The organism is Flavobacterium luminosum, assembly GCF_023635005.1.
In the GTDB taxonomy this organism is placed as follows: Bacteria; Bacteroidota; Bacteroidia; order Flavobacteriales; family Flavobacteriaceae; genus Flavobacterium; species Flavobacterium luminosum.
Map to the genome: position 1 here is coordinate 463,536 of NZ_JAMLJM010000001.1, position 18,550 is coordinate 482,085.

The following is an 18,550-nucleotide window of genomic DNA, read 5'->3' on the forward strand; positions in this document are numbered from 1 at the left end:
CTCCGCAATTTGCGGAGTTTTTTTATACAGACTCAAAATATTTTTGAAGACTAACTACGTCTATTTTACAGATTTCATGTAATTGCTGGACGGTGCCGTGTTCTATGAAAACATCCGGAATTCCGAATTTATGCACCGAAATAGAATAATTATTCTCTAAAAGAAAAGCACTCACAAGACTCCCAAAACCACCATTAACCGTTCCTTCTTCTATCGTGACAATTTTTTTAAACTGTCTTCCAATTTGATGAAGCATTAGAGAATCTAAAGGTTTTACAAAAGGAAAATGATAATGAGCTATATCATTTCGTCCACTATTTTCCAAAGCCTTTATAACATTATTCCCTATGGTTCCAGTTGACAAAACAGCTATTTGATTACCTTCTTTCAAACAAAAAGCTTTACCTATTTCTTGTTTGCAAAAAGGTTGTTGCCAATCTCTAATATTTCCTCTACCCCTTGGATAACGAATAGCTATAGGCAATTCTAATCCTAATTGAGCCGTATACATTAAATTTCGCAACTCAATTTCATTGATTGGTGCAGCTATAATTAAATTTGGAATACAACTTAAATAAGCTAAATCAAAAACGCCATGGTGAGTCGCACCATCCTCGCCCACAATTCCAGCCCTATCTATACATAAAATAACAGGAAGTCGCTGTAACGCCACATCATGTATCACCTGATCGTAAGCGCGTTGCAGAAAAGTTGAGTAAATGTTACAAAAAACAACCATCCCTTGGGTAGCCATTCCAGCAGCCAAAGTTACTGCATGTTGTTCCGCTATACCCACATCAAAAGCTCTATCAGGATAAGCCTCCATCATAAACTTCATAGAAGATCCAGATGGCATTGCAGGAGTAACTCCAATGATAGATTCATTTAATCTGGCCAATTCCACCAGAGTATGTCCAAAAACATCTTGAAATTTTGGAGGTAAATCTCCTTCCTCTTTCGGATAAATTTTACCTGTTTCTGGATCAAATTTACCTGGCGCGTGATATTTTACCTGATTTTCTTCCGCTAGCTGCAATCCCTTCCCTTTAGTCGTAAGGACATGAAGAAATTTTGGACCTTTAACCGTTTTTAATCGATTCAGTTCCGAAATTAATTCTTCAAGATTGTGACCGTCAATCGGTCCAGAGTAATCAAAGTTTAATGCTTTAAAAATATTATTTTCTTCGTGTAGATGACCTTCTTTGAAAGAAGTAAGATATTCTTTGAGGGCTCCAACGCTAGGATCTATACCAATAGCATTGTCGTTCAAAATAATTAAAATATTGGCATCTGTAACACCTGCATGGTTTAACGCTTCAAAGGCCATTCCTGATGCTATAGAAGCATCACCGATTACTGCAATATGATTCCTTTCTGTATTCCCTTTTAAATTTGAGGCTAGAGCCATTCCTAAAACCGCCGAAACAGAAGTTGAAGAATGTCCTACACCAAAAACATCATATTGACTTTCTTCACGTTTTGGAAAACCTGATATTCCTCCTAAATCACGATTGGTATGAAAAACATTACGCCTTCCGGTTAAAATTTTATGGCCATAAGCCTGATGACCAACATCCCAAACCAATAAATCTTCTGGAGTATCAAACACATAATGCAAAGCAATCGTTAACTCCACAACTCCCAAACTCGCACCAAGATGCCCTTCTTTCTGAGATATTATTCCGATGATAAATTCGCGAAGTTCTTTCGCTACTTGTGGTAATTGCGAAAGCTCTAATTTTCGCAAATCGGTTGGAGAATCAATTTTTTGCAATAGTTTTTCACTCATAAGACAAATGTACAACTTGAAATTGTAATTTTGTTTTTATGGAAAATATTTTCACTGACGAGTATTTTATGAAAAAAGCCTTATTAGAGGCTGAAACGGCTTTCGAACAAGGCGAAATCCCTGTGGGCGCCATAATTGTGGTAGACAATCGGATTATTGCTCGAAGTCATAATCTTACCGAAATGCTTAACGATGTAACTGCGCACGCCGAGATGCAGGCAATAACAGCATCCGCTAATTTTTTAGGTGGAAAATACCTCAAAGGCTGTACCCTTTATGTTACTCTAGAGCCTTGTCAAATGTGTGCCGGCGCTTTATACTGGAGCCAAATTAGTAAAATAGTCTGTGGTGCTACTGACGAACATAGAGGGTTTCGAGCTATGGGTGGAAAACTACATCCTAAAACTGAAATCGTTTATGGTGTTATGGAACAAGAATGTTCGTCTTTGATGAAAGCATTTTTTAAGAAAAAAAGGTAGATCTATTTATTTTATTGTACATATAGTATGTTTATTTTTAAATTTGAATAAAAATTAAAAATAAAATGAAAAAAAAATATTTTTTAATATTAGTAATATTCGCTTTACATTTTGGATACTCTCAAAAAACTGTTGAATTTAGAATTACAACTGTAACCTCTAATATTAATGACATGGATGGTTTTGGGGCTGGAGATAGTGACCCTTCATGGAGAGCTTCAATTAATGACGGCTCTACTGCTAGTAATTTTGTATTCGATTTATCAGGAATAAACTGCCCTGGGACCAGAACAGTAAATGATACTTTTTTTAGCAAGGTATATAATTGTAGTTTACCAACTAGTTACACTTTTACTTGGAGTGCTTTTGAAAATGATGGTATAGGGAGCGATGCAAATACCGGAACACACACAATTTCAATACCATCATCTGCTTTAACACAACCTACTTTTACAAATTATGGTACTTATATAGCCACAGCATCTGGATCAAATTGTTCTGGCGGAGGAACGGTTACCTGGACCTTAACTTTACAATATAGGGTAATCGGATCCTTAACTGCTGTTAGCGCAACAGACTCTCAAACAAATGTTACTTGTTTTGGAGGAAATGATGGTTCTGCAAAAGTAAGTCCAAGTGGAGGAGTCGCTCCATATGCCTACTCTTGGTCTCCAAGTGGTGGTACGGAAGCATCGGCTTCAGGATTATTAGCAGGGAATTACACATGTACAATAACAGATTTAAATGGTTGTCAAACTACTAAAAATTTCACTATAACTGAACCATCAGCAATTAATAAGAATATAACTGAATCTGCCGGAATTTTAACAGCTACACAATCAGGAGCAACTTATCAATGGTATCAATGTCCTAACACTTTAATAACAGGGGAAACAAACCAAAATTTTACTCCTATAACGATTGGAGATTACAAAGTAGACGTAACTCTTGGATCCTGTACGGTAACTTCTGATTGTTTCACCGTTAACACCTTAGATTTAGACGGCTTTAAATTAGATTCAAGTTTTAAATTATATCCAAACCCAGCTAACAATTTAATATATATAGAATTTAATAATTCAACTAATGCAAATCTTGATATAGTAGATATTAATGGACGTATTTTAGAAAAACAAAATCTTAACAACACAACAAACATTATCAATATTAATCATCTACCCAAAGGAATTTATCTTTTTAAAATCTATACAAATGAAGGAATTTCCACTAAAAAAGTAGTAAAAGAATAATTTTAAAGTAAAAAATATTAATAGAAATTTCATATAAATACATTAAAAAAAATACTTCCCCTTTCCATAATAGCATAAAAAAACCGCTCCAATTTGGAGCGGTGTAACCTTCATTCTGGTAATCTAAAAATACTATATATAATTAGCCAACTACTTGTACATTAGTAGCCACTTTACCTTTACGTCCGTCTTCTTCTGTAAATGAAACTTTGTCACCTTCTTTTAACTCTTTACCGTTTGTTCCGGTAACGTGTACGAAGATATCTGTTCCTGTTTCATCGTCAGTGATGAATCCAAAACCTTTAGATTCAACGAAAAATTTTACTTTGCCTGTGCGCATTTTTTTAAAAAAAATAAATTAATAATAAATCAAAGATATACTTTTTATTAAAACAAAAAAGTTTTATTGCCATTTTTTCAAAAAAATTATACAGCTATTTTGATTTTTTAAAACAAAAAAAGTGGGCTTAACGCCCACTCTATCTATTGTACATTTAGTTGAATCGATAATTCGTCCAGTTGCTTATGATCAATAACTGAAGGGGCGTCTATCATCACATCACGACCAGAATTATTTTTAGGGAACGCGATAAAATCTCGAATGGTTTCTTGACCACCTAAAATAGCCACCAAACGATCTAAACCAAAGGCCAAACCTCCATGTGGCGGCGCACCATATTGGAAAGCATTCATTAAAAATCCAAACTGATTTTCAGCTTCTTCTTGAGTGAATCCTAATAATTCAAACATTCTAGCTTGCAATTCTTTATCATGAATACGTATAGAACCTCCTCCAATTTCGTTACCATTCAACACCATATCATAAGCATTAGCTCTGATTTTTCCAGGTTCTGTACCTATCAAATGTATATCTTCTGGTTTTGGTGAAGTAAATGGATGGTGCATCGCATGATATCTTTGGCTTTCTTCATCCCATTCTAAAAGTGGAAAATCTACTACCCAAAGTGGAGCAAATTCGTCAGGTTTTCGTAACCCTAAACGATTACCCAACTCCATACGCAAAGCACTTAACTGACCGCGCGTTTTGTCTGCAGGTCCTGATAATACAAAAATAATATCTCCCGGATTGGCTTTCGTTATTTCAGCCCATTTTTTCAAATCTTCTTGATCATAGAACTTGTCTACAGAAGATTTTAATGTACCATCGGCTTCGTATTTACAATATACCATTCCTGAAGCCCCAACTTGTGGTCGTTTTACCCAATCAATCCAACCATCTATTTCTTTACGAGTATAAGCAGCTCCACCAGGAACAGCAATACCTACCACTAACTCAGAAGAATTAAATACAGCAAAATCTTTGTGTTGTGCAAATTCATTCAGCTCGCCAAATTCCATTCCAAAACGTATATCTGGTTTATCGTTACCATACGTTTTCATTGCATATTCGTAGGTAATTCTTGGAAATTTGTCGACCTCTATCCCTTTGATTTCTTTTAATAAATGACGGGTTAAGCCTTCGAATGTATTCAAAATATCTTCTTGCTCTACAAAAGCCATTTCACAATCAATCTGAGTAAACTCTGGCTGACGATCGGCACGTAAATCTTCATCACGGAAACATTTCACGATCTGAAAATATTTGTCCATTCCTCCTACCATTAACAATTGCTTGAAAGTTTGTGGCGATTGTGGTAAAGCATAAAATTGTCCCGGATTCATTCGGCTAGGCACCACGAAATCTCGAGCTCCTTCAGGAGTAGACTTAATAAGATAAGGCGTTTCCACTTCACAAAATCCTTTGTTAGAAAGGAAATTACGAACTTCCATAGCCACCTTATGACGGAATAACAAACTATTTTTTACTGGATTACGACGAATATCTAAATAACGATATTTCATACGAATATCTTCTCCACCATCTGTTTCATCTTCGATAGTAAATGGAGGAGTAATCGCTGAATTAAGAACCTTTAACTCAGAAACTAAAATTTCGATGTCACCAGTAGATATGTTTGGGTTTTTGGACTCACGTTCGATTACTGTACCTTTAACTTGAATAACGAATTCACGTCCTAGTGTTTTAGCTAATTCGAAAACGGCTTTATCCGTACGACTTTCATCAAAAATCAATTGGGTAATACCGTAGCGATCACGTAAATCGACCCATATCATAAATCCTTTATCTCTAGATTTTTGAACCCAACCTGCAAGGGTTACCTCTGTATGAATATGTGACGCATTTAATTCGCCACAATTATGACTTCTGTACATTTTGTAAAAATTTGAATGCAAATTTAACTTTTTTTGTTTAGAATAGTCGAACAGAAAAGCAGTAAAATAAAAAAAGCCCAAACTTTCGTTTGAGCTTTGTGCGGGTGATAGGACTCGAACCTACACGCCTTGCGGCACCAGATCCTAAGTCTGGCACGTCTACCAATTTCGCCACACCCGCAGAAATTGTGAGTGCAAATATAGACATTATTTTTAAATTGCAAACAGTAAACAAAAAAATACACCAAAAAATTCATTTTCGAAACACAACACAAATCATCTCTTTGTAATTTAGAATGGAAAATGATATTTGGAATTTTCATTTTGCTATCTTTGACTTTTACTATTCAAATTAAAAATGGAAAATATAAAACAGTACGTTCAAGAAAACAAAGAACGTTTTTTAAACGAATTAATCGATTTATTAAAAATACCTTCGGTTAGTGCCGATAGTGCATATGCACAAGATGTTATTGACACCGCAAACGCCGTAAAATCTAGTCTTGAAAAAGCAGGTTGCGATTTTGTGGAGTTGTGTGAGACTCCAGGGTATCCTATCGTTTATGGTGAAAAAATAATTGACCCATCGCTTCCGACGGTTTTAGTTTATGGCCACTATGATGTACAGCCAGCTGATCCAATAGAATTATGGACCTCTCCTCCATTTGAGCCTGTCATTAAACCCACTGAAATACATCCAGAGGGAGCTATATTTGCTCGTGGCGCTTGTGATGACAAAGGCCAGATGTACATGCACGTAAAGGCATTTGAATACATGATTGCTAATAACTGCTTACCTTGTAATGTGAAATTCATGATTGAAGGTGAGGAAGAAGTAGGTTCTAAAAGTTTAGGATGGTTTGTAGAGAGAAATCAGGAAAAATTAGCCAACGATGTGATCTTGATCTCAGACACAGGAATGATCTCGAACCAACAGCCTTCTATTACTACCGGATTAAGAGGTTTAAGCTATGTAGAAGTGGAAGTGACTGGACCAAACCGTGATTTACATTCTGGTTTATATGGTGGTGCGGTAGCTAACCCAATTAATGTGTTAACCAAAATGATTGCTTCTTTACATGATGAGAACAACCACATCACAATCCCTGGTTTTTACGATAAAGTAGAAGAGTTATCAGCTGAAGAAAGAGCGCAAATGGCACAACGTCCTTTTAATCAAGACAATTACAACAAAGCCTTAGATATTGCAGAAGAATTTGGTGAAAAAGGCTATACAACTAACGAAAGAAACTCAATTCGTCCGACCTTGGATGTGAATGGAATTTGGGGTGGTTATACTGGAGAAGGTGCTAAAACAGTAATTGCCAGCAAAGCATATGCAAAAATTTCAATGCGTTTGGTTCCGAACCAAAATTGGGAAGAAATTACAGAATTATTCCAAAAGCATTTCGAAAGCATTGCTCCAAAGGCTGTAAAAGTATTAGTAAAACCACATCATGGTGGACAAGGTTATGTAACTCCTATTGACAGCGTTGGCTATCAAGCGGCGGCAAAAGCCTACACCGAAACTTTTGGTGTTGCACCAATCCCAGTTCGTTCAGGTGGAAGTATTCCTATTGTTGCGCTTTTTGAACAAGAATTAAAATCAAAAACTATTATGATGGGCTTTGGTTTGGATAGTGACGCTATTCATTCACCAAACGAACATTTTGGTGTTTTCAACTACCTAAAAGGAATCGAAACTATTCCTTTGTTTTACAAATATTTCGCCGAAATGAATAAATAATTAAGGTGAGTCAGAAAAAGTTTATCTCTGAAGTTTTAAAATCAACAGGAACTATAGGCGCTTTGTCGCCTAGTTCCTCTTTTTTAGCCAAAAAAATGTTGGCCCCGATCGATTTTTCCACGGCAAACTGTATCGTAGAATTTGGTCCTGGCACTGGTGTTTTCACCCATAAACTGCTAGAGAAAATGAAGCCTGATTCAAAATTATTGTCTCTTGAAATCAACCCTACTTTTCTCGAAGAATTACGCAAAATAGAAGACCCTAGATTAATACTAATTAGTGATAGTGCGGAAAAAGTACAAGACTATATCAATCAACACGGTTACACCTCTGTAGATTATATTGTATCTTCTTTACCTTTTGCCATGATTCCAGATTTAGTAGTAGACAAAATTCTCGAAAATTCAGGCAAAGTATTATCTCCGGAAGGAAAATACATTCAGTTTCAGTATTCTCTAAATGCAAAAAAGAAACTTGAATCCTATTTTTCAGAAGTAAAAATTAATTTTACTCCTTTAAACCTTCCTCCTGCTTTTATTTATATTTGTAAAAAATAAAAACGTAAAAGATATTGTTTCTTTAGAGAAGAAGCGTCACAAAAATCGAGATAACACATTTTAGTTCTGCACTAATTCGAAAAGTGTTTCGTATTTTTTTCCTAATCTCTTCTTCAATCGTTGTTTGGCTTTCTTCACAGCATCTGGAGTAATTCCGAGAGACTCGGAAGTTTCAAGAGTACTGAAACCTAGTTTCTGTAAATAAATAATCCGCAAATTAGAATCTGTGAGTTCTGGAAAATCCTCAGAAAGTTTTTGGCAAAAATCCGAATTTTCTTTTTCGAATTGCACCTTAAAATTAACCCAATTTTGATCGGTCATCAGGTGTGAATCCAGTAAGGCTTTTAATTTTCCACTCTCTTTTTCGAGATAATAATACGAAGAGGCTTTTATAGATTCTATTTCGGACCTCAATTTCTTAATTTCAAGATTTTTATTTTTTATGTAAGCTACCTGATTGTTCAAATCATTATTGGTACTCTTTAATGCAAGCTCTATTTCGGCTTTTTTCAGTTCTAATGCTTTTACTTTTTCCTCGTAAATTATTTGTTCTCTTTTATGTTTATTCTTCTGATAAAAGTAAATCCATACAGCAAATAAAATTAATACAACCGCTAGAATGCTGTACAGTTTTTTACTGAAAACCTCTTTTTTGTACAACTTATTCGTTTGACTTATTTTTTCTTGATATTTATCTTTTTGAATTTGCCAGTTTAAAAGATGAATTTGCGTTTCTCCATCTGCTTTTTGAAGAGAATCTTCTAGAACAAGCATACGTCTATGAGCCACAAGTTCCTCTGGAACATTGGGTTTATTTTTAAATAATTCCAATTTTAGTTTGATGATCTCTAACTCCGATTTTCTCAAATAAGACTTAGAAACTGCAATTTTTTCAGCTTTACGCAAAATCTCTTCTGCATCAGAAAACCTTTTATTTTCTAAATAGATTTTCCCCAAAGCGATTGAGGCAAACATGGTATTTTTAGAATCATTCAACCATTCCGATATCGTTATATCTTCCTTTAAAAGAACAATCGCTTTTACATAATCTTTCTGATCCTTATAAACCATTGCTTTATTTCCCAATACCTTGGCATATCTCAGGCTATCCTTTACTTTTAAAGCTAAGGATCCGGCCTTGTTAAATTGTTCTAATGCTTTTTTATAATTGCGGATTTTATAAAAATTAATACCATAAGTATCCAATATTGACGCATATTCAGCAGAATTGGGATTGGTATGTTTCAGAGCTAACTGTAGATAATGCTCCGCCTCTGGATAATCGGAGAGGGTTTGCATGATCCAGCCTATTTTTTTATATGAATCACCTGGAAAAATTAGAGTTTCTCTTTTTATTTCTTTGATATCTTCGAGAATTTGCAATAATGTAGGGAGCATTTCAGGGTACTTCCTAAAATGATATAAGCATTTAACATAATTTAGCTTAGTCCATATGATCAAGGGCTTATTGTTTGTAACCTTAGCTTGTTGGATGGATTTCAGATACAATTCTTTGCTACCTCTAGTTATACTATCCTGAATTTTTTTATAGCCATTAGCCAACAAGGCGTTGTACAATGAAGCATGTGCATTAGATTGCTTTTGCAATAATGGTTTTAAATAGTTTTGTAAAGAAAGCGTGTCTTTACAGTTTTCATTCTCTTGTTGGATGACAAATTCAAAATCTTTAGCCTTGTTTAAAGAATTTGGAACAACAATTTGCTGAGCATTAATTTTTATGAAAAAGAAAGTGAAAAGAAAACCAAAATATAATTTACTTCGACTCATTGTTGTTTTGGGGATCTGGTATTTTTGGCTAAATTAAATAAAAAAACATTGTGAAAAAATTCTCTATCTAACTCTATTATACTGAAAGGCTGTGATTGCTTTGAAAGCGAAAAAAAATTCTCCTCATAAAAAACTCATTAATTATATTTTGCGACTTTTTTAAATTTTATTATTTGAAACACATTTTAATCAACAATTATTTTCACAAAATACTTTTTTAAAAATATTACCCAAATACATTTAAGGGAAGATAACAATCTGCAATAAACGAACTATTAAAAAACCAAAAAAAATCTTACATAGTTTTACTTCAAAAATTTAACTTTTATAGGCTACAAATTCTTCATAAATGGTCTTAAATTTGATCTATCAATCATCAAATCAAAATCAATCATGTTAAAACGTTTTTTTATTCTATGCTCTGGCGCCGACAGAGTATTGCTTTCCAATTGTAGTGAAGGCGAACAAACTAAGTATGTAGGAATTGGCGCAACTGTTTTCTTTACTGCTGTCATGGCTTTTTTAGCTAGTGCTTACGCCTTATTTACTGTTTTTGATAATCCTTATTATGCAACTGTTTTCGGAATTGTTTGGGCACTGCTTATTTTTAATCTAGACCGATTTATCGTTTCAACCATCCGCAAAAGAGATAACTTTAGAACCGAATTACTTCAAGCCTCACCTCGTATTGTACTCGCAATAATCATTGCGATAGTTATTTCTAAACCTTTAGAAATAAAAATTTTTGAAAAGGAAATTAATACTGTCCTATTAAAAGAGAAAAACGCGATGGCCATTGCCAATAAAAATCAAGTCAGCGATTATTTTAAAAATGACATCAACAAAAATCAAGCTGAAATAGACAGTATTAAATCGACTTTACAAGCAAAAGAAAAAGAAGTAGCTAATTTATATCAAGCATACATAACTGAAGCCGAAGGAACCACGGGAACTAAAAAAATGGGCAAGGGTCCTATTTATAAAGAAAAAAGAGAAGCACATGATTTGGCTTTACGTCAGTTAGACTCCTTAAGAATTACTTCATCAAAAATTATTTCCGAAAAAGAAAGTCGAGCCAAAAACTTACAAGCGGATTTAGACAAAAAAATAGGCGATACCAAACCGGTTATTGATAATTTTGATGGCTTAATGGCTAGAATCAACGCACTCAATGAATTGCCCTTTTTACCTTCCTTTTTTATCATGTTACTGTTTTTAGCCATTGAAACTTCTCCAATTATTGCCAAGATGCTTTCTCCTAAAGGGGAATATGATTTCAAGTTAGAAGACAACGAAGCGGCTTTAAAAGTCAATCTAGAACAACATAATTACCAGCGACGTTTACAAAAAGAAACCGACGCAGCCATTTATGATACAATTTATCAAGACATTAAATCTGAGAAAGAATTGTATGACTACAAGAAAAAATCAGCCATTGAACTTTTAAAACTTCAATCGGATCATTATGTGGAGAAACAAAAAGGATCGATGTAAAAAAGAAAACCCTGTCAAAAATTTAAGTATCTGACAGGGTTTGTTTCTTTTATAAATATTGTAAAATCTCAGCTTTTAATTTGTCATATTCTCCTTGAAGGATTAATCCATTGTCGAGCAACTTCTTGTAATTTTGTAATTTTTCAAACAATTCCTCTTTAGACAAATCCTTTAGCATTTTTTCTCCATGCGGAACAGGAGATTCGATTTCAGTATCTGGAATCAACTGAGTTGAAGGAATAATTTCAGCAAAAGAGGTCACTTCTTCGGTTTCTACTTCTTCAATAGCCGGTTCAATGATAGGTGTAGCTTCCTGCGAAACAGAACTCACTGTGTTTTTCAATTTATCCAATTGTTCTTTGGCGTAAGTATACAATTTTCGAGCTTGATTTTTAGGCAAATAGTCTACAGTATGAGTCAACTCAGATTTTGTCGAAAAAGAAAAATCCGATCCTAATAATCCCTCTTTTACAAAAGCCCCACCGATATCGTCCCAATCATAATCTACAAATTCCATAGACAACCCAAGATTTTTAGGTTTGCACAAAATAATACGCTTATTCGTTACCACGATACTATCCGGCAAGATGGTCACAGCCGGCTTTTTCTGAACCGCTATGTAACCTACTTCTTCATTAGACATTAACATATTGGCTAATTTAGCTGTAATCTTTTCTATGGCTTTTGGATCCTGATCTTCGTTTAGTATTTTTTTTAAATTATCAATCATAGTCTGTTTATTATATATGTATTTTTTCTGCACTATTTCAAAAGTGATGCCTAATTTAAGAAATTAAAAAAACTTTATCCGAAAACATTTTAAAAAATCATTGAATGTTTCTTTAATACAACCAGATAAAAACTGATAATCCTCAAATAAATTGTGCCTTGAATTTTTTTATGAAAATCAACTTAAAATTTCCGCTTGTAATTTTTTGGTCAAACTTTTAAAAACCAATTCGTACGAATGGTCTATTAATTCACACATCATTTTATCAGAGACATCGCCATGAAAACGAACGGTATTCCAATGTACTTTGCTCATGTGATATCCAGGTTCAATCGCTTCATATTCGGCGCGAAGTTCTAATGCGCGTTCGGGATCACATTTTAAATTTAACGATGGAGTTCCCTTTTCCCATTCGGATAACGAAGTTAAGCAAAACATTTTTCCACCTACTTTAAACACCAAAGTATCTTCATCAAACGGAAAATGTTCGGTGACACCTTTTTTGGATAAGCAAAATTCGTAAAGTTGTTGGATGTCCATCTTTGTAGTTACTTTTCAATCTTATACAACACGGGTTTCGATGGTGAAGCGTCATTTTCAAACGAAACGAACTGCAAGTTCAGCAAATAACTTCCATCTTTGATGGTATTATCAACATAAATCATTTCTGTAATCGTACAATGAAATCGAGCGTCTTGATTTACTTGATTGATGTCTTTTACATTCCAAAACGCTTTATGAGCCAACAGTTTTCCTTCGTCGTGTTCTTTATCGACACTTGGCAAATCGATTAACAAATGTTGGATTCCTTTTTCTCTAATGAAAATTGCTGCAGCTTCTTCTAAATAAGGAGGATTCGTATTGGAATAATTCAGATGCTTTTTGTTTTCAGGATTGGGTAATGTTCTGATGATGATGGCTTCAACCGAGCTGCAGTTTGCTTTATCTAGCGCAGTCGAGATATGTTCTTTTGTAATAACTAAATCTTCACCCACTTTTTTTGGCTTCACTGAAATCAATTCTGCCGTAAAGAAAAACTGTTTCAAACACTGATTTATCGAATAGAAATCGCGTGTAATATGTCCTAAACACTCCGTATGCGTACCATGTGCGTGTGGGTTGAAGAAAATGTTATTGAAATTAGTTGATGACTTTCCTTCCGAAACTTTTCCTATCCAATCGCCCATTTTTACTGGTTCAATTTCAGGTATATTTTGATACCACGCAATCGGATTTTGTTCGTTATTGGTCAATGGAATAGAAATATCAATCGGTTTTGACAAGTCGATTTGTATATTGTTGATGGTTGCTTTCATATTTTTTAACCGCAAGAGCGCAAGGTTTTCACTAAGTTCACAAAGTTTTATATCATATTGTGCCTCCTTCGTGTTCTTAGTGGTTAATAATCATTCCAAATTTAACAAAAACAAATCACTCGCAATTCCGTCACTCAAAAACTTCCCTTTTTTTGTAGTTCGTAAAACGTTATCGTCCACAAACAACAAATGGTCTTCGATAAATTTTGAAGCTTGTTGATTTAAATACTCCAAATAGTTTTTTCCAAATTCTTGTTCGACTCTTGCTAACGAAACACCCCAAATGGTTCGTAAACCGGTCATAATATATTCGTTGTAACGGTCGGTTTTGGTTAAGGTTTCGATTTCGATGGGTAATTTATTTTCTTGAATCGATTTGATATACAACGAATTATTAGAAACATTCCAACCTCGATTTTTTCCATCATAACTGTGTGCAGACGGACCAATTCCGATGTATTTTTTACCCAACCAATAACTCGAATTGTTTTTTGAAAAATAATTTTCTTTACCAAAATTCGATAATTCGTAATGAACGAACCCATTTTCCAAAAGTTTGTCGACCAAAAGATGAAAATGTTCCTGAGCGACTTCATCATCCGGTTGCGGAATAATTCCTTTTTGAATGAACGAATGTAAAGCGGTTTTTGGTTCAACCGTTAAGGCGTAACTCGAAATATGCGGAACACCAAAGGATAAAGCAGTTTCTATATTTTGCAGCCATTTTTCATTACTCATCTGCGGAATTCCGTAAATTAAATCGATGGAAATATTATCGAAATATTGTGTAGCCGTTTCCAAGCACTTTTTAGCTTCTTCTGCATTGTGTGCACGATTCATTAACTTCAAATCGTCTTCAAAAAATGACTGAATTCCAATAGACAATCGATTGACTTTGTTTTTTGATAATTCGATGATTCGATTTTCCGTTAAATCATCAGGATTCGCTTCAACCGTAATTTCTGGATTTTCGACTACTTTATAGTTTTGATATACTGTGTCAATCAATAATTTTAAATCCGATATTTCTAAAATACTCGGTGTTCCACCGCCAAAATAAATCGTTTCCACTATTTCGTCTTGAAACTCGATTTTCCGCATTTCAATTTCTTTAGCCAAAGCTAAAACCATCTCATCTTTCTTATTCAAAGAAGTAGAAAAATGAAAGTCGCAATAATGACAAGCCTGCTTGCAAAAAGGTATGTGGATGTAGATGCCGCTCATTTATTTCTTCACTCTATCTTCATTCTGTTTTACAAAAGCATCCCAACCCGAATAACTTTTTCCAACTTCAACTCTTCCCGAATTGAAAAAATGGCAAACTGCCGCTGCCAAACCATCGGTGGAATCTAGATTTTTGGGTAATTCTTTCAAACCTAATAATTGTTGAAGCATTTTAGCGACTTGCTCCTTACTGGCATTTCCGTTTCCAGTAATCGCCATTTTGATTTTCTTAGGTTCGTATTCTGTGATCGGGATTTGACGCGACAATCCAGCAGCCATCGCCACCCCTTGTGCTCTTCCTAATTTTAACATCGACTGCACGTTTTTACCAAAGAAAGGCGCCTCGATAGCAATTTCATCCGGATGATGGGTGTCTATTAATTCAATTGTACGCTCGAAAATACGTCTAAGTTTCATATAATGATCATCCATTTTATTGAGCTGCAACTCGTTAAGTTGTATGAACTCCATTTTTTTGTTGACCACTCTAATTAACCCAAAACCCATAATAGTAGTTCCTGGGTCAATTCCTAATATGATGCGTTCGTTTGCCAATTATTTAGTTTCAAGTTTAAGATTTCGAGTTCAAAGTTTCGTTACTTTGCAACATGATTTCAATTCCTCACAAAGCTAAGCAATTCCTTGTTTTTACCATCAAAGTTTTGATTGTAAGTGGCGCATTTTATTTTATTTACCAACAATTAGCAAACAACAAACAATTGGACTGGGAAAAATTCCAAGCCTTAGTTTTAGAAAAACAATCTTTTGGAAATATCGCAATTATTATCTTTCTGACATTTCTTAATCGGTTTTTAGAAATTTTAAAATGGCAAAACCTAGTCACAGTAATCCGAAAAATTTCTGTGGGTGAAGCCTCTAAACAGGTGTTGGGAGCCTTAACCGCCGCTTTATTCACCCCTAATGGGATTGGAGAATACGCTGGAAAAGCCTTATATTTTGAAAAATCACAGACCAAGAAAATTATTTTTTTGAATTTGATCTGCAATGGTATTCAAATGGTATTAACAATCCTCATCGGAATTTTTGGATTGTTGTTTTTTAATGCCAAATTCCGAATTATTACCACGCAAACTGTTGGCATACTCTTCATTGGATTTTTCTCTTTAATTCTTTTTCTCTTTTTCACGAAAAAAATAGCGATCAAAGGCTATTCCATCGAGAAATTATTGCATAAGATTAATGAAATTCCAAAAAAGGTACACCAAAAAAATATCATGCTGGCTATTGGGCGCTATCTCGTTTTTTCGCATCAATATTATTTCTTGTTTTTAATTTTCGAAGTAGACGTACCTTATTTTTTACTGATGTCCGCGATCACTAGTGTGTATTTTTTAGCATCCTCATTACCTACTTTCCAGTTTTTGGACTTTGCCGTTAAAGGAAGTGTCGCAGTGTATTTCTTTGGGTTATTAGGAATCAACGAATGGATTGTAGTTTTCATAAGTACACTCATGTGGTTTTTAAATACCGTGTTACCTGTTTTGGTGGGAAGCTATTTTGTTCTTAACTTTAAGCCTAAATGGCAACCATAATTTTTTTCATAGGGCTTGGGTATGTGCTAAATATTATTTGGCTGTCCTTTGGTTTTTCAAAAATGAAGGATTTTAGTTTTCCTAAAACATGGCCTTCTACTCGTTTTTCAATTGTTGTCCCTTTTCGGAACGAAGCTAAAAACCTTCCCTTACTTTTGAATTCTATTTCATTGTTAAATTACCCTAAAGATCTTTTCGAAGTGATTTTAGTAGATGATGAATCCGATGACGAAATTCAATTTGCTAATTACGATTTTCCAATTACTGTTTTACGAAATTCAAGAAAAACACTTTCGCCCAAAAAAGACGCTATTACTACGGCTATCCCTCATGCTAAGTTTGATTGGATTATAACTACTGATGCCGATTGTGTGGTATCCGAAAACTGGCTAAATACATTTGATGCTTTTGTCCAGCATAATCATCCCGAAATGATTGCTTCTGGAGTGTATTATCAAACCAATTCATCTGTTTTAGACGCGTTTCAGCAACTAGATTTATTGAGCTTACAAGGAACCACTATTGGTAGCTTTGGAAACCAACAAGCTTTTATGTGCAATGGTGCGAATTTCGCCTATACTAAAGATTTTTTTTACGAACTGAATGGTTTCGAAGGCAACGAGACGATTGCTAGTGGTGATGATGTGTTTTTATTGCAGAAAGGCATGAAACGAAACCCTAGTAAAGTGCATTTTCTGAAATCGCATGAAGCTCTAGTAAAAACGCAACCCGAGAAGTCTTGGTATCGTTTATTTCATCAAAGAGTACGTTGGGCTAGCAAAACAGGAAATTATTCGGGGATTTACAGTAAACAGTTAGGACTTTCTGTATTCTTGATGAATCTTTCACTCTTGTTTTTAATTATTACCGTAAATTGGAAATCATTAATCGTTTTTTTCGGAATCAAATTTACAGTAGATCTTATTTTATTAATCCAAACCAGTCGATTTTTTAAAATCAAGTTGACTTATTTAATCGCAAGCAGTTTCATTTATCCGCTTTTCAGCACATTGGTGGTCTTTTATTCCTTTTGGGGTAATTACACTTGGAAAGGAAGAAAATTTAAACTGTAATAGCGTTAGTTCTTCTTTAAAACTACCGGTACGATAAATTCCGACTTTACTTTTACCCCTCTTTTTATTGCTGGTTCTATGGCAGGAAAATCAACCAGCTTAGATTGTAAGATACTATCTGCTTTTATCGAATCAAAAGCCAAGCTGTCTACTTTAAAATAAGATTGAAAGACAAGTTGAGCATCTGGCATTACTATTACTCTTACGTGAAGCGTATCGGGTCTTTTATAAATGGAACGAATTGTATCGTTTGCTAATTTTTCTTGTAAATGCTGTGTAACAAAATCAAAGAAGCATTGTTTGCGTTGTGTTTTATCAATAATAGAATCACAAGGCAAGGCAGACGGATATTCATCGACTTCTTTCCAGTTGATTCTTTTCAATTCTTGTTGTAGCAATTCTTCTTTACTAGGCACGTTTTTTTCAAAATACTGGCAACTTTGCAGGAACGTAAGAAGAGTTAAAAAGGCAAGTACTTTTTTCATTGGAATTAATTATGCCAAATAATTTGATTATTGATTAAATTAGTGGACAAAAGTAATAAAAAATAATATTATGGATTCAGTGTTGGTCATTATTGGTTTTGTTTGCATGATCGTTGGAATTTTAGGAAGTTTTTTACCTGCTTTACCCGGTCCCGGATTGAGTTGGTTGGGACTATTATTATTATATCTAACCCAAGCGGTTCCAAACAATTATTGGGTTTTGGGAATTACCTTCTTTATTACCGCGTTAATTCTCATTCTGGATTACGTGATTCCCGCCAAAGGCACTCAATATTTCGGAGGAAGTAAATACGGTATTTGGGGAACCAATATCGGATTAATAGTAGGTTTACTTGCTCCTATCCCTTTTGGTTTTATCATTGGCCCTTTTGTAGGCGCTTTTCTTGGTGAATTGTATTATAACAGCCAAGATCACAACAGAGCCTTAAAAGCCGCTACCGGATCTTTTATTGGCTTTTTGGCTTCTACCTTTATGAAGTTTGTTTTGTGTATGGCTTTTTTAGGAATGTTTATCTATTTGATTTGGCAAAACTGGAATAACTTTTTCCACTAAAAAATAAAAAAGCCCTCCAATCAAATGGAAAGCTTTTCATTGGTCTAACTACTAAACCATCTCGCTGTCTCCAACGAGACTAAACAACACAACTAATTTTAAATATTGTAAGAGGGCAAAAAAGCTCCGCAATAACGGAGCTTCCTCTTTTTTCTGGCGGTCTGGACGGGACTCGAACCCGCGACCCCATGCGTGACAGGCATGTATTCTAACCAACTGAACTACCAAACCAGACTAATCTTATTCGCTTCTCTTA

Annotated in this window: 18 protein-coding genes and 2 tRNA genes; 8 read left to right on the forward strand and 12 right to left on the reverse strand. The window is 34.6% G+C overall.

Annotation, left to right across the window (positions count from 1 at the left end):
• Positions 1-22 precede the first annotated feature (22 nt).
• Positions 23-1,789 (reverse strand): 1-deoxy-D-xylulose-5-phosphate synthase, encoded by a 1,767-nt coding sequence (locus tag NAT50_RS02150; protein ID WP_250591014.1) that lies wholly within the window; start codon positions 1,787-1,789, stop codon positions 23-25.
• Positions 1,790-1,827: 38 nt separating this feature from the next.
• On the opposite strand from NAT50_RS02150, the gene NAT50_RS02155 reads away from it, so the two are divergent.
• Both NAT50_RS02155 and NAT50_RS02160 read left to right on the forward strand, forming a co-directional pair.
• A complete protein-coding gene (locus NAT50_RS02155) occupies positions 1,828-2,268 on the forward strand; it encodes a nucleoside deaminase (protein ID WP_250591016.1) in 441 nt (146 codons plus the stop codon).
• 65 nt (positions 2,269-2,333) lie between these two features.
• Positions 2,334-3,518 (forward strand): T9SS type A sorting domain-containing protein, encoded by a 1,185-nt coding sequence (locus NAT50_RS02160; protein ID WP_250591018.1) that lies wholly within the window; start codon positions 2,334-2,336, stop codon positions 3,516-3,518.
• Between the two features lie 142 nt (positions 3,519-3,660).
• On the opposite strand, the gene NAT50_RS02165 is transcribed toward NAT50_RS02160, so the two are convergent.
• The 3 genes from NAT50_RS02165 to NAT50_RS02175 all read right to left on the reverse strand — a co-directional run bounded on the left by NAT50_RS02165 (position 3,661) and on the right by NAT50_RS02175 (position 5,934).
• Positions 3,661-3,858 carry a cold-shock protein gene (locus NAT50_RS02165; protein ID WP_250591020.1) on the reverse strand — a complete coding sequence of 66 codons (198 nt, stop codon included), beginning with the start codon at positions 3,856-3,858 and terminating at the stop codon, positions 3,661-3,663.
• Positions 3,859-4,001: 143 nt separating this feature from the next.
• Positions 4,002-5,753: an aspartate--tRNA ligase gene (gene aspS, locus NAT50_RS02170; protein WP_250591022.1), complete on the reverse strand. Its 1,752-nt coding sequence runs from the start codon at positions 5,751-5,753 to the stop codon at positions 4,002-4,004.
• A 99-nt stretch (positions 5,754-5,852) separates the two neighbouring features.
• Positions 5,853-5,934: transfer RNA gene (locus NAT50_RS02175), tRNA-Leu, on the reverse strand.
• Between the two features lie 177 nt (positions 5,935-6,111).
• Between NAT50_RS02175 and NAT50_RS02180 the strand changes: the two genes are divergently transcribed.
• Positions 6,112-7,500, forward strand: a complete 1,389-nt coding sequence (locus NAT50_RS02180) for a dipeptidase (protein WP_250591024.1) — start codon at positions 6,112-6,114, stop codon at positions 7,498-7,500.
• A gap of 5 nt (positions 7,501-7,505) precedes the next feature.
• Positions 7,506-8,057 (forward strand): class I SAM-dependent methyltransferase, encoded by a 552-nt coding sequence (locus tag NAT50_RS02185; protein WP_250591026.1) that lies wholly within the window; start codon positions 7,506-7,508, stop codon positions 8,055-8,057.
• A 60-nt stretch (positions 8,058-8,117) separates the two neighbouring features.
• On the opposite strand, the gene NAT50_RS02190 is transcribed toward NAT50_RS02185, so the two are convergent.
• The gene (locus tag NAT50_RS02190; protein WP_250591028.1) at positions 8,118-9,845 is read right to left on the reverse strand and encodes a tetratricopeptide repeat protein; all 1,728 of its coding nucleotides are present in this window, start codon (positions 9,843-9,845) and stop codon (positions 8,118-8,120) included.
• Positions 9,846-10,238: 393 nt separating this feature from the next.
• On the opposite strand from NAT50_RS02190, the gene NAT50_RS02195 reads away from it, so the two are divergent.
• Positions 10,239-11,339, forward strand: coding sequence for a DUF4407 domain-containing protein (locus tag NAT50_RS02195; RefSeq protein ID WP_250591030.1), 1,101 nt, complete (start codon positions 10,239-10,241; stop codon positions 11,337-11,339).
• A gap of 49 nt (positions 11,340-11,388) precedes the next feature.
• Here the strand turns inward: NAT50_RS02195 and NAT50_RS02200 are convergent, their stop codons facing one another.
• The 5 genes from NAT50_RS02200 to ruvC all read right to left on the reverse strand — a co-directional run bounded on the left by NAT50_RS02200 (position 11,389) and on the right by ruvC (position 15,164).
• Positions 11,389-12,069 carry a PH domain-containing protein gene (locus tag NAT50_RS02200; RefSeq protein WP_250591032.1) on the reverse strand — a complete coding sequence of 227 codons (681 nt, stop codon included), beginning with the start codon at positions 12,067-12,069 and terminating at the stop codon, positions 11,389-11,391.
• A 177-nt stretch (positions 12,070-12,246) separates the two neighbouring features.
• Positions 12,247-12,609 (reverse strand): MmcQ/YjbR family DNA-binding protein, encoded by a 363-nt coding sequence (locus NAT50_RS02205; RefSeq protein WP_250591034.1) that lies wholly within the window; start codon positions 12,607-12,609, stop codon positions 12,247-12,249.
• Between the two features lie 8 nt (positions 12,610-12,617).
• The gene (locus NAT50_RS02210; RefSeq protein ID WP_250591036.1) at positions 12,618-13,385 is read right to left on the reverse strand and encodes a cyclase family protein; all 768 of its coding nucleotides are present in this window, start codon (positions 13,383-13,385) and stop codon (positions 12,618-12,620) included.
• 90 nt (positions 13,386-13,475) lie between these two features.
• On the reverse strand, positions 13,476-14,609 hold the full coding sequence (gene hemW, locus NAT50_RS02215) for a radical SAM family heme chaperone HemW (RefSeq protein WP_250591038.1): 1,134 nt from the start codon (positions 14,607-14,609) through the stop codon (positions 13,476-13,478).
• Positions 14,610-15,164, reverse strand: coding sequence for a crossover junction endodeoxyribonuclease RuvC (ruvC, locus tag NAT50_RS02220; RefSeq protein ID WP_250591040.1), 555 nt, complete (start codon positions 15,162-15,164; stop codon positions 14,610-14,612).
• Between the two features lie 53 nt (positions 15,165-15,217).
• Here ruvC and NAT50_RS02225 point away from each other — a divergent pair, with 53 nt between their 5' ends.
• Positions 15,218-16,162 (forward strand): hypothetical protein, encoded by a 945-nt coding sequence (locus NAT50_RS02225; protein ID WP_250591042.1) that lies wholly within the window; start codon positions 15,218-15,220, stop codon positions 16,160-16,162.
• 62 nt (positions 16,163-16,224) lie between these two features.
• Positions 16,225-17,235 (forward strand): glycosyltransferase family 2 protein, encoded by a 1,011-nt coding sequence (locus tag NAT50_RS02230; protein WP_250591044.1) that lies wholly within the window; start codon positions 16,225-16,227, stop codon positions 17,233-17,235.
• Positions 17,236-17,240: 5 nt separating this feature from the next.
• On the opposite strand, the gene NAT50_RS02235 is transcribed toward NAT50_RS02230, so the two are convergent.
• Positions 17,241-17,720, reverse strand: coding sequence for a hypothetical protein (locus NAT50_RS02235; RefSeq protein WP_250591046.1), 480 nt, complete (start codon positions 17,718-17,720; stop codon positions 17,241-17,243).
• Between the two features lie 70 nt (positions 17,721-17,790).
• On the opposite strand from NAT50_RS02235, the gene NAT50_RS02240 reads away from it, so the two are divergent.
• A complete protein-coding gene (locus NAT50_RS02240) occupies positions 17,791-18,294 on the forward strand; it encodes a DUF456 domain-containing protein (protein WP_250591048.1) in 504 nt (167 codons plus the stop codon).
• Positions 18,295-18,448: 154 nt separating this feature from the next.
• On the opposite strand, the gene NAT50_RS02245 is transcribed toward NAT50_RS02240, so the two are convergent.
• Positions 18,449-18,525: transfer RNA gene (locus NAT50_RS02245), tRNA-Asp, on the reverse strand.
• Positions 18,526-18,550 lie beyond the last annotated feature (25 nt).